Origin of the sequence: Epilithonimonas sp. JDS, assembly GCF_021261315.1 — a bacterium.
Taxonomy (GTDB): domain Bacteria; phylum Bacteroidota; class Bacteroidia; order Flavobacteriales; family Weeksellaceae; genus Epilithonimonas.
Map to the genome: position 1 here is coordinate 831,343 of NZ_JAJSAX010000001.1, position 12,518 is coordinate 843,860.

Annotated in this window: 10 protein-coding genes and 1 other RNA gene; 2 read left to right on the forward strand and 9 right to left on the reverse strand. The window is 37.2% G+C overall.

What is annotated here, in order from left to right:
• Positions 1 to 14: 14 nt before the first annotated feature.
• The 4 genes from LUD75_RS03875 to glyA all read right to left on the reverse strand — a co-directional run bounded on the left by LUD75_RS03875 (position 15) and on the right by glyA (position 3,376).
• Positions 15 to 800 (reverse strand): polysaccharide biosynthesis/export family protein, encoded by a 786-nt coding sequence (locus tag LUD75_RS03875; RefSeq protein WP_232704382.1) that lies wholly within the window; start codon positions 798 to 800, stop codon positions 15 to 17.
• A 46-nt stretch (positions 801 to 846) separates the two neighbouring features.
• Positions 847 to 1,464: an outer membrane beta-barrel protein gene (locus LUD75_RS03880; protein ID WP_232704383.1), complete on the reverse strand. Its 618-nt coding sequence runs from the start codon at positions 1,462 to 1,464 to the stop codon at positions 847 to 849.
• Between the two features lie 109 nt (positions 1,465 to 1,573).
• Positions 1,574 to 2,047: a regulatory protein RecX gene (locus LUD75_RS03885; RefSeq protein WP_232704914.1), complete on the reverse strand. Its 474-nt coding sequence runs from the start codon at positions 2,045 to 2,047 to the stop codon at positions 1,574 to 1,576.
• Positions 2,048 to 2,107: 60 nt separating this feature from the next.
• Positions 2,108 to 3,376: a serine hydroxymethyltransferase gene (glyA, locus tag LUD75_RS03890; protein ID WP_232704384.1), complete on the reverse strand. Its 1,269-nt coding sequence runs from the start codon at positions 3,374 to 3,376 to the stop codon at positions 2,108 to 2,110.
• A 161-nt stretch (positions 3,377 to 3,537) separates the two neighbouring features.
• On the opposite strand from glyA, the gene LUD75_RS03895 reads away from it, so the two are divergent.
• Positions 3,538 to 3,834, forward strand: coding sequence for a hypothetical protein (locus tag LUD75_RS03895; RefSeq protein WP_034962796.1), 297 nt, complete (start codon positions 3,538 to 3,540; stop codon positions 3,832 to 3,834).
• Between the two features lie 150 nt (positions 3,835 to 3,984).
• Here the strand turns inward: LUD75_RS03895 and LUD75_RS03900 are convergent, their stop codons facing one another.
• From LUD75_RS03900 to LUD75_RS03920, 5 genes are all read right to left on the reverse strand, one after another.
• Entirely contained in the window at positions 3,985 to 4,872 is an 888-nt protein-coding gene (locus LUD75_RS03900; protein ID WP_232704385.1) for a DUF72 domain-containing protein, read from the reverse strand.
• Between the two features lie 90 nt (positions 4,873 to 4,962).
• Complete coding sequence (locus LUD75_RS03905; RefSeq protein WP_232704386.1) at positions 4,963 to 6,900, reverse strand: T9SS type A sorting domain-containing protein; 1,938 nt, start codon at positions 6,898 to 6,900, stop codon at positions 4,963 to 4,965.
• A 201-nt stretch (positions 6,901 to 7,101) separates the two neighbouring features.
• The gene (locus LUD75_RS03910; RefSeq protein ID WP_260260360.1) at positions 7,102 to 8,769 is read right to left on the reverse strand and encodes a ribonucleoside-diphosphate reductase subunit alpha; all 1,668 of its coding nucleotides are present in this window, start codon (positions 8,767 to 8,769) and stop codon (positions 7,102 to 7,104) included.
• Positions 8,770 to 9,278: 509 nt separating this feature from the next.
• Positions 9,279 to 10,253, reverse strand: a complete 975-nt coding sequence (locus LUD75_RS03915) for a ribonucleotide-diphosphate reductase subunit beta (RefSeq protein WP_232704387.1) — start codon at positions 10,251 to 10,253, stop codon at positions 9,279 to 9,281.
• A 377-nt stretch (positions 10,254 to 10,630) separates the two neighbouring features.
• Positions 10,631 to 11,446, reverse strand: coding sequence for a hypothetical protein (locus LUD75_RS03920; protein ID WP_232704388.1), 816 nt, complete (start codon positions 11,444 to 11,446; stop codon positions 10,631 to 10,633).
• Between the two features lie 579 nt (positions 11,447 to 12,025).
• Between LUD75_RS03920 and ssrA the strand changes: the two genes are divergently transcribed.
• Positions 12,026 to 12,424, forward strand: a transfer-messenger RNA (tmRNA) gene (gene ssrA, locus LUD75_RS03925).
• The last annotated feature ends 94 nt before the right edge of the window (positions 12,425 to 12,518 follow it).

The window sequence follows — 12,518 nt, forward strand, 5'->3', positions numbered from 1 at the left end:
TAACTCCATATTGATTATTTAGCTATCGCAATTACAAATGTTATTAATCCTAATACTACCCCCAATGTTTGTATGAAAAGTGTACGATTTGGATTAGTGGTATTGGCAGCAATCTGCGCATTTTTATCAGGCTCTATATACAGAATATCATTCTGCTGCAGGTAATAATATGGTGAATTGACGATGGATGCTTCTGATAAATCAAGTTGGTATGTAAGATCTTTACCAGATTCTTCGGAGTAGCGAATAAGCTTTACATTAGTACGATTAGCTGATGATCTCATATCCCCAGCCAAAGCTAATGCTTGAAAAATATTCAATCTTTCTGTAAGACTAGTTTTCTGACCCGGACTACCCACATCACCTAAAACACTGATATTAAAGTTTACTAGTTGAATCGTTACTACAGGATCAACAAGATATTGTTTTAATCTCGCTTCAAACTCAACTTTAAGTTGCTGTTTTGTCATTCCCTTGCAATAGATGTTGCCCAAAGTTGGAAAAGCAATGTAACCATCAGTAGTCACCTGATACTGATTATTTCCCAGACGCATAGCTCCCGAGCCTCCTTCCTCGCCAGTCTGTACAATAGATGTTTTGTTAAAAGGTTTTACAGCCAAATCATCCATGGCAGTAATAATCACTTCTAAAACATCTCCTTCCTGAATACGAAGTCCTTCATAACGTGCCTGGGAAACTTCCTGCTCGAAGTTGTTGTTGCTCATATAAATAAAGTTTTTCTTCGGCTTGCAAGAAAAAGCTAAGAACAATAAGAGCAAAAAAAATAATGATTTTTTCATTGGAATCCTGCAAAGATAATAAATATCCTTTACAGTTTATGTAAAATTAGTCTGTACTTCCTATGTAATAGTTTATACCTATACCTAGAGCTTTGTTAAATGTAGCATACTTTGTATAGTCAGGATAGATTTTTGAAAAACCTCTGTCAAAACGAATAAAAACATCCAGTTTTTCCTGCACTTTTACGCCTACGCCAACGGATACTCCGTAGCCAAATTTATTCATATTCCCCTCCTGAGCTATTGTAAGAGATGGAGGCCCTGAAACATCTTCAGATAACAAATATTCTAATCTTGGCCCTGCCATAAAATAAATATCACTTTTATAACCACGGTTTCTCATAAAATATTTTATATATAATGGCAGACCAATGTAACTGTAATGAAATTTCTGTTTATCCATATTACGCGGTTCAGCGTTTTCACCTTGCATAGCATACTCTAATTGAGGTGTAAAATAAAGCCACGCAGAGTCATAGATATCGTTTGTTACTAATGAAAAATCCGCAAATACACCAACACTTGGAGCAAAAATTCCCCTAGAACGGTCGTGAATACCACCTATAGCCGTTTTATGTATGTTTCCTGTCACACCATATTTTATAGACTGTGCGTTCGCAAACCCGAAAAACAACATAGAATATATAAAAAGTAGTTTTTTCATGAATTGTAATTGATCTAATTTGGGACGAAATTAAGAATTTTTTATTTATTTTAACAAAATAATTTCTTTTTGAGGTGTTAATTGTAATATTAAATTAACTTAACGTTGGCTAATCCTCAATGTTTATAAGGTTTATGATGATTTCATATTCATAACCTTTGGATAATAAATGTTTGATTGTTTTGCTCTTTTTCTGATACTCCTGAAGCCCTTTTTGGGAAGAAAAATAATTTTGATAAAGTTTGACAACGGTTTTTTCATAATCACTTTCATCAATCTCATCCATAGAATTTGAAATCAATTTTTCATTGATGCCTTTCATCTTTAGATTCATCTTTATTTTGGTTCTTCCCCAATGCTTGATGTAAAATTTTCCCCGAATATAACTTCTCGTAAATCTTTCCTCATTGAGATAATTTTCTTTGATCAGGTAAAGAAAAATCTCATCCTTAGCTTCGGGAATCAGTAGAAAATCTCTCATTTTTTGTTCCACCTCAGCGTGACAACGGTCCTGATAAACACAGTAGTTTACAATTTTTTGCTTGATTTCGTCAAAGGTATAAGATTTTTTCTCCATCGGTATTCAAACAAAAAAGAATGAACGAAGTTGTCCATTCTTTTATTGTCAAATTTATTTATTTTATTAACAGTTGAAAAGCGCGTGACCTTCCATCAATTCATTTACTTTTTTTCTTACAGAAGTCAGAACCTCCTCATTTGAAATGTTATCGACCACTTCAGAGATCAGGCCTGCGATCGTTTCCATATCATTTTCTTTCAAGCCTCTTGTCGTGATGGCTGCTGTTCCAAGTCTGATTCCGGACGTTGTGAAAGGTGATTTATCATCAAACGGCACCATATTTTTGTTACAAGTAATATCGGCTTTTACCAATGCTTTTTCTGTTTCTTTTCCGTTCACATTCTTGTTGCGAAGGTCAATCAACATCAAGTGATTATCAGTTCCGCCACTTACAATCTCGAATCCATTATCAACCATTGACTTTGATAACGCCTGAGCATTGGCCTTAACTTGCTTAGCATAAACCTCGAATTTAGAATCAATCGCTTCTGCAAATGCCACCGCTTTCGCTCCAATCACGTGCTCCAAAGGACCACCTTGGATTCCCGGGAAAACGGCACTATCCAAAACAGCACTCATCAATTTGGTTTCACCTTTTGGTGTTTTGTGTCCATAAGTATTTTCGAAATCTTTTCCTAGCATGATCATTCCACCTCTTGGACCTCTCAAGGTTTTGTGCGTTGTAGTCGTTACCACGTGGCAATGTGCAAATGGATCATTAAGCAAACCTTTCGCTACCAAACCAGCCGGATGTGCAATATCTGCCCAAAGCGTAGCGCCGATCTCGTCCGCCACTTCTCTAAATTTTGCATAATCCAAATCTCTAGAGTAAGCAGAGAATCCTGCAATCAGCATTTTTGGTCTTTCTCTCAAAGCCACTTCTCTCATTTGGTCATAGTCGATCAAACCAGTTTCTCTTTGCACGCCGTACGAACAAACTTCGTATTGAATTCCAGAAAAATTAACCGCAGAACCGTGCGTCAAATGTCCTCCCATAGAAAGGTCCATTCCCATCACTTTGTCACCAGGCTTCAGGATTGAAAGATAGATCGCCGCGTTGGCCTGAGAACCAGAATGTGGCTGAACATTCACATAATCAACCCCGAAAAGTTCTTTCGCTCTGTCGATGGCCAATTGCTCCACCTGGTCCACTACTTCGCAACCGCCGTAATAACGTCTGCCAGGATAGCCTTCTGCATATTTGTTGGTTAATACACTTCCCATCGCTTTCATCACATTTTCGGAAACAAAATTTTCCGAAGCGATCAATTCGATTCCGTGGGTTTGTCTTTCTCTTTCTTTTTCAATGAGGTCAAAGATCGGGTCTTGCATTTTAGATTTATTTTTGTCAAAAATAAGAAATTCTGAAGATATTTTTATAACTTTCGCCGATTAACATTTACTTAATATCATCGACATCTTTTGGAAATTAGAACCCAGCTTAATTAAGATGGTATAAAATTAGACCTTAAAAAACAATAAATATCTACAATATGAATTCTAAGAAAAAATATAAAAAAGAGCTTCTGAAATCTTTAAAATATATGGAAGCGGCGGAAAGTACTTCTCTGAAAGTGATGACCAACCTAATGCTTCTAAAAGAGTTGAAGGAAAATAACATCAGCTTCAAAAAAGGCGATGTCTTTTCTTTTGAAGACAATATCTTCGACTACAGCGAGGACAAAAACGTCCGCATTCTTGCCAAACTTCGCAAGAAGACGATGAAGGCAATGAACAAGCTGGTTGAGAATAATAATTTCAAGGATAAGGAGCTGAAGTTTTTGGCTTAGGCTTTTTTTGGTCTTCGAGAGCCTCAGACTGACACTAACCACCCCGACCAAAATTCTTTGAATTTTCGTCGCCCCTCCACAGGAGGGGAATTTTTGGAAAAAAATAATTCCCTTCGAGCTGAAGGGAATTTTTATTTTCTTTAATATCATTTAAAACAAAGTCGGCTGACCATCTGCCATTACAGGAATGTGAATATCTGTTTTCCAATCTTCATTCATTTTTTGAATTAAATGGGAAGATAATAGCGGCGAAGCTTTTTCGATGTTTTGATGAACGAAGAAGTACAAATTCTGCAATCCTTCTTTTTTCCATTTGGTCAATCTCTTTAGCCAATCTTCCAATCTTTCGTAATCACTTTCTGCGTTTGCACCAACGTAACGAATGAAAGCGTTTGGCGTCGTCAATCGCATATGCAACATATCTCGTCTTCCGGCTGTATCGACAATAATGTTTGTGATGTTATTCATTTCAAACAATTCACAAACAGTGTTGAAAACCTCTCCATCCGTAAACCATTCGGTGTTTCTGAGTTCAATGGCTAAAGGCACTTCTTTTGGCCAATCTTTTACAAATTTCTCCAATCGCTCATAGTCTTTCGGCTTGAAGTTATCGTGAAGCTGCAGAAAAACCATTCCTAATTTCTCATCAAAATTCAGAACTGCTGAAGCGAATTGCGTTACCACATCTGTGATATTCAGCAATCTTCGGAAGTGGGAAACTGTGTTGGTGATCTTCGGGAAGAACTTGAAATCTTTTGGTGTTTTCTCTTTCCAGGTCTGGACTTGTTCGGCAGTTGGCATTCCGTAGAACGTCGCATTCAACTCAATCGAATTGAATTGTGTGGAATAATAGGTCAACTCATCTTTGGTTCCTTTCGGATAAAAGCCTTTGAGGTCGGTCTTGTTCCATTTAGCACAACCGATTGAGATATTCTCAAGCCCTTTTTTATTCTGTTCGAGAATGAATTTGGTTTGAGGATGGTCTTTTGGCAATGTAAAATCTATCTGTGAAGGATCTGGGACTTGTCCGAATTTCATTGGAATTGAGTTTAAAGTTCGAGGTTTAAAGTTAACAAAAAAACCACCTCGTTTTGCAACAAGATGGTTTTAATTTGAAAATGTGAAAGTTTAGTTCTTAATAATTTTTCTGATATCATCCGACATCTCAGTTTTTATTCTCAAATAATATATTCCTTGTGGATATTGAGAGACATTAACATTAATCTCTTTCTGTGAAGCATTTTGATTGAGAATCAATTTCCCTTGCACGTCATATATAATAATGTTTTTAATACTGTTTGCAGATTTTACGGAAACTATATCCCTTGCAGGATTAGGGTACACACTTACAGAATTCTTACCTGAATCTTGAGTTGCAAGGGTACTATCGCAATCGGAATTAACTACTGCATCAGGATACTTTCCACGTATTTCGTTTATTTGAAATTGATCCGCACATATTGTTGCTGTGGTAGTGGATGCTAATGAAACATTTTCTGCTGCACCATTTTTAATATTTAAGTCGGATAATTTTTCATTATAATCAAACATTAAATTTTCTAAATTATGGCAGTCTGAAAGATCTAATGTAGTAATTTGCGTATGTTCCAATGTCAAATTTTTCAATGAGCTGCAATCTTTAAAATTGACACTTTCCAAAACATTGAACTGATCAAAATAAGCGTTTCCAAAGGAGAAATCAGTAAGGCTACTACAATTTTCAAAATTTAATTTCTTAAGTTTTGTCTGCTGGCTGATTTCAATATCTTTTAACAAAATACAATTTTTCGCATTAATTTCCAATAGATTAGGCTCTGGCGTATATGAATTATTGCGATACAATCCAGCTTTTAGAGTAGTCAACTTATAAAGGTCGCTAACGGTCAATGAGGTCATATTAGAAGTTGTATTAGAAACATTCACATATTCAAGACTAAGATTATGTGCAAAACTTACATTGCTTATTTTCTGATTAAATGCTTTTAGCACTTTAAGCGAGGGTAATCCGGCTAAATTTATCGAACCAACATCTCCAAAAATGACATCCGTATTAGGATATCCTGTATAATAGATATATCTGTTGTAATAGGCACAGTCCAGTTCCTCCAAACTTGTTAATCCTGCTGCAGAAAAATCTATTGATGGCATATTAAGCCCCTTTATTTTTTTGAGCGAAGAACAGCCATTAAGATTAGCTGAAGTAACATAAACTGCATGACTATCATAATAATCTCCACTGCAAGAGATTTCTTGTAAAGCAGTACAATTATTGGCTATTAGCGCCACATTTTGATCATAATTGAACCCATCCTGATGATTTTTAATAGTAATGTTTTGCAAAGAAGCCATATCCGGAACAGAAAGCTTATTTAATCCATAACAGCCATCAATGGTAATAGAACTAAAGTTTTGGTTTTCAAAATACAATTCACTTATTAGCATGTCATTCAAAACCAGGGCGCCATTGAGTTGTGGATTATTTTTAATTCTAAAAATCGCTGAACCCATTAAATAAGGGTGATATGCTGCACTAATATCATCAATACTAACTATACCTGGGCAATCATCTATCGTAAAATCTACAGGATAAAAGCCAGTATCATAATAATTACCATTAAAAGATTCCTCAATTTTATACCATCTTTGGTTGCAGATCACTTTTTTTATCATATTATTATTTACAAAGCTGATACTTGCATTCGAAGTATCTGTAATGTATAATTCTTCAAGATTTGTAAATAATAATGCGTCACTTATATTATCCGGAAGGTGACTGAAATAATAAGAATAATCAATTTCCATATTATCAGGGTAGTCCGTATACTTCTTTGTTTCATCAATTTTCACATTCAGGATTGCGACATTCTGTGCTTCTGAGAGCTGGATTATACCGTCATCATTGGCATCAATAGCAATGGAATTGCCATCACTATCCTTAGCAATCTCATTGTCCAAATTGGAACTCAGCATCAAAGCCTTAAACTTTGCATCAGAAAAATTGACAGTTTGAGAATAAGCTGTAGAAAATAAGCCCATTAATAGAGCATATAAAATTTTAAATTTCATTACTTGTGTTTATTATCCGTAAATATAATATTTTACCGAAAAAAATCAACTAACAAACTAGAATTTGCGTAATATAAATTAGAGTTTGCAGTACAATTACAAACTGTATTCTCCCAAACATCTTTGCTAAAATAATTAAAAAACCATCTCGCTCTACACGAAATGGTTTTTATATTTTTATTTTTTATCTTAAATCTTTATCTAAGCTTCACAAGCCGAGCAAGTCACAAAGTTCACCATCATTTCTTTTGAAACCGATGAACTTCTTTGGTAATACAAAGTTTTCACGCCTTTCTTCCAAGCTTCGATCATCACATAATTCACATCTTTCACTGGCATTGTAGAAGGAATCTGCAAGTTAAGTGACTGCGCCTGGTCGATATATTGTTGTCTTTGAGCCGCCTGAGAAACGATTTCCATTGGAGAGATCTCTCTGAACGTTTTGAATACCGCTTTTTCCTCATCAGACAAACCTTCAAGATGTTGTACAGAACCGTGGTTCAACATAATTGTTCTCCAGGTTTCTTCGTTGTCCAAACCTTTTTCATCAAGCAATTTTGCCAAATATTTGTTCTTACGCATAAAGTTTCCTTTTGCCAGACCAGCTTTGTAATAGTTGGAAGCGAAAGGCTCGATTCCAGGAGACGTTTGTCCAAGGATTGCAGAACTTGAAGTGGTTGGTGCGATTGCCATCAACGTCGTGTTTCTCAATCCATAACCTTTCAACATATCTGGTTCGCCGTAGATGTTCGCCAATTCTTTGGAAGCAATCTCAGACTGCTCTTTGATGTGACGGAACGCTCTCGCATTGAACTGAGTCGCCTCGAAACTTTCGAACGGGATCATATTTTTCTGCAAATAAGAATGGTATCCTAAAACACCCAAACCTAAAGCTCGGTGACGCATTGCAAAATTTCTAGCTGAAGTCAGATAATAATTCCCTTCAGTTTTATCAATGAATTCTGATAGAACTGCATCTAAGAAATAGATTGCCAATTTCACAGCGTTTGTATCTTTCCACTCGTCGTACAATTCCAGGTTCATAGAAGACAGACAACAGATGAACGATTCGTTAGCCGTTGAAGGCAACATGATCTCGGAACAAAGATTACTTGCGTTCACCATCAATCCGGAATCTTTGTAGACCTGCGGCTTGTTTCTGTTCACATTATCCGTGAAGAAAATGTAAGGCAAACCTTTCTGCTGACGGCTTTCCAAAACTCTTGCCCAGATCTTACGCTTGTCCGCATCACCATCGATCATATCCTGCATCCAGTAATCCGGAACACAAATCCCTGTAAACAAGTTTTGGATCGGACTTCCAATATCTTTGATACTCAAGAATTCCTCAATATCACCGTGGTCGATGTCAAGATACGCTGCAAACGCACCTCTTCTCACACCACCTTGCGACACCACATCCATCGCGGTGTCATATAATTTCATAAAGGAAACTGCTCCGGAAGATTTCCCGTTGTCTGTCACTGCAGTTCCTCTGTTTCTCAATTCTCCAAAATAACCGGACGTTCCACCACCGATCTTCGTCTGCATAATGACCTCTCCCAACTTGTGCGTGATGCCTTCGATATTATCCGGAACGTGAACATTGAAACAAGAGATCGGCAAACCACGTTGTGTTCCCATATTCGCCCAAACAGGAGAAGAGAAACTGATCCAGCCTTTCACGATCATTTCCTTGAAAGCCGGTTGCAATTCCGGTTTGTAAAGACGTTTTGCTGCCGCCGTTGTGATACGGTCGATTGCGCCATCTACAGTCTCACCTTTCAAAAGGTAGCCTCTGTTCAACATTTGTTCAGACTCTTCGTTGAGCCACCAGATATCTATATTTTCGTCCATCATAACTTTTATATTTTGCTTATTGTATTGGCTTATTGTTTTTTAAATCATTTTTTGGGCGCCTATTTCCGTCTTCCGTTCCCTCCCGATTTTACATCGGGATCCACTCAAAGAGTTTATACTGAGCCTGTCGAAGTAGGGCGCGCTTCGCCACTATTGACGATTTCACATAAAAAAGAAAACTCCAAGAATTATAAATCGTTCTCAAAATTTTCTTTCTCACACCTTTCTCAGTTTGAAACTTTGAAAGGATTTGTTTATAAATTCAAGCTCATTATGTCGGTGCTTCGCACCTTAAATCTGCTGTGTTTAAATTTTCTACCAATATGTCACGACTTCGTCGCTTTCTATTTTCACTTTTGTCATTCCGTAGGAATCTCGACAGCTTTCTTCAGATTCACACGGAATGACAAATATTATGTTTTTCGGATCTTGAAACCCTTCGACTCCGCTCAGGATGACACGTTAATATAAAAAACGCAGATTCTTCCAGCTTCAGACATCCAGCTTCCTGACTTTAATTAAAACAAATCGTTCGCAGTAATACTTTTATCGTGTTTTGTATAATCTACCGGACGTTTTGCGAAGAAATCATCCATAGAGTTGGCGAAAACCTCTTCTTCGAACCAAACCATTGGCTTGTAATCTTCCTGGGAAACATTGTATCTTGTTTTCACACCGATTTTCTTCAAAGAGTCATCTACTCTGTATTTCATAAAATCAAGAAGGTTCTTTTTGGACACTTTCTGCAATTCACCTTGCTCGAAGATCCAGTCCAGAATGTTAGATTCCATCTCAATAGATTCTTCTACCAAGTCATAGATCGCTTCGATATCCTCATCTGTCAACAGATCAGGTTGCTCTTCACGGATCTTGTTGATCAAATAAATCCCACCATTGGCGTGGATCTGCTCATCTACAGAAGTCCAAGCGATGATGTTGGACACATTTTTCATATAACCTTGGAATCTTGTAAACGATAAAATAATCGCAAACTGACTGAACAACGAAACATTCTCAATCAAAATACTGAATAGCAATAATGAAGAAACATAAGCTTTCGGGTCTTGGGAATTGGCGTTTTTCAACATCTTTCCAAGATATTCGATTCTGTTTTTTACAGCTGGAACATTGACCACTTCCAAGAAGTCGTCGTTGTAACCCAATACTTCCAACAATCTGGAGTAAGCTTCGGAATGACGAAATTCGCATTCTGCGAAAGTTGCGCCTAGACCGTTAAGTTCCGGCTTCGGAAGGTGGTCATAAAGATTTCCCCAGAAGGTCTTTACGTTGACCTCGATCTGAGCGATTGCCAGCAAAGCATTCTTCACGGCGTTTTTCTCGTGAGGCTCCAGCTGGGAATGGAAATCCTGAACATCGGCTGTGAAATCCACTTCGGAATGCACCCAATAAGACTTGTTGATAGCCTCTACAAATTGCATCACTTCTGGATATTCAAAAGGTTTGTAGCTTATTCTTTTATCGAAAATTCCCATTATCAGCCGTATTTATCAGTTTATTAAAAATTCTATGAAAAGATAGTGATCAGCAACAGAATATTTCCAGTTTGGAAACGCGTTACTTTTATCTTTTAAGTGAATACAAAAATAGAAATTGAAGTCTATAAATGAAAGGGCAAAATGCGGAAATGAGTCAAAAAACTGACAATCATCAGCAAAAGTTTTCCACATTATGTTAAAAAGCGGATGGATAGGGAATTCCTGATAAATTGCAATTGTCTAACAGCGTTAACTTGTCAGATTTAATTTAAACAATAACAACAAAATCCCTTTCGTAATAATAAACTACAACTAAACAACAGGAATTAAAATCCCGATCCCAATGTTAACAGCCATTAATCTGGTTAAAAATATTAACCTTCGGAAACTTTCTTGGAAAAGTTGCGCGTCTTGATATATTCTGCAAACGCCTGTTTGAGCTGGGATTCAATAGCGACTTTGTTGAAATTGTTTCTGTAATTTTTGGAAAGGTCTTTCTGCTCATCTGCATAAGCAAGGAAAATATCGAAGTCATACTCGTCCAAACCATAACCTAAATAATAATCTAAATTGACAACGGCCTTCACGCGTTTGTAGAATTCCTGTTTCTCGGAATAATTGGCAGTTGTTTTCGGCGATTGAGTAGCTTTTCCGACTAGCCCTCCAATAGCTCCAGCCAATTTTACAAAATCCAATTGTCCGGCAGAAAGATTCGGCTGTTGAAAGGCTGAAGGTGTAGTCGCTTTTGGCGCAACGCTGTTTGGCGGGGTTTTCATATACAAATTCATAGCGCTGTTGAGTGCTACGACTTTTGGCGGTGGATTGAGTCTTGAGACATCTTTTTTCAGGATTCCGGTTGGGCGGAATGTGAGTTTTACTTCCTCTATTTCCTGTGGAATACTGAATAGTTTGACATCAAGGCTTTTTGAGAAACTGTCGGCATTTACAGTTAAGTTTTTTCGTTCGTAGCCTTGTCTTGCAATCCTTAATTCATCGGAAGCTTTTGCCGCAATGACGAAGTTTCCCATAAAATCCGACAATACGACTTGGTCTGTTCTGATATTGACGATGCTTGCATTCGGTAATTTGTCACCATTTTCATTGGCGATGTTTCCCATTACATATTCTGACTGGGAAAATGCCTTAGTAAAGAAAAGAAGTATGAAGAGTGACAGTAATTTGATTTTCATGGATTGTACGTTTTGTGCAAAATTAATTCTAATTGATTCAGTTATTATGTGCAGTGCATTTTTGGAATGATAGTTTAACCGACTTTAAGGAGTTTTGTGATTTTTTTAGAAATTGTGGGTTTTGGTTTTGTTAATTTAATTTTGAAATATTTTTGAACGCAAAGTGCGCAAAGGTACTTCGACAGGCTCAGTACAAACTTCAAACTCAGCAAAGATAATCTCTCGCTGATTTGGCAGATGATGCAGATTTTTCAATTTGGGGCAAAGAAAATTCTGTAATGTTTGTTTTGTTTAAAATTTCTGAAAACTTCGATTTATTGGGTGAAATTCCAAAATATATGGAAGTTTGAATTTTGCGAAGCCGCGTAAGGGATGGTAGTGGAAATCCTTTTTGTCTTTTTGGAATCGTGCTTTGTAGACCAATGGTGAAAGACAAAAAGATTGCAGCGGACAGCCCGACCCGAGCGGTGGGAAAGCCTGGCGAGGGATACGCCCAAATTTGGTTGGTGGTTTTTGGTTGATAGTTGATGGTGGATGGTAAATTAATTTTTTGTAAATTTGTAGTCTTATTTAAAAATTGGGGTTGACTGGTTTCGACAGCAAGGTCAATGGGTAAGTAAGCATGCAGAGAACCGTAGCGCGATCTCTTAAATCCCTTGCTACACACTTTTAACTGGCAACGAAGAGTTCGCTCTTGCAGCTTAATCCGAAGTTTAGTAGGATCCAGCGCTTTCCCGAAGATAGTAAGGAAGCAAGATGTCTCACAAACGCTCTGTTCTGCGGCGTTTGATCCTGGGGCATAGCAATGCAGAAATAAGTCCCGAAAAACTTCGGTTCGGGATCGAAAATTTTAGAAGATAAGGTTTAGGTTGGGTGTTTGCTCTCTGCCTGGGCTCGAAAATCAATAGCGAAATAAGCATGTAGAAATCTTATGTATTGCTTGTTTGGACGAGGGTTCGAATCCCTCCAACTCCACTTAAAACCCTGTAAATTATTCATTTACAGGGTTTTGTATTTTTAGGTGCTATTTAAGGTGCTACTTTTAACTGTATAGACCCTTCCTGACATCATT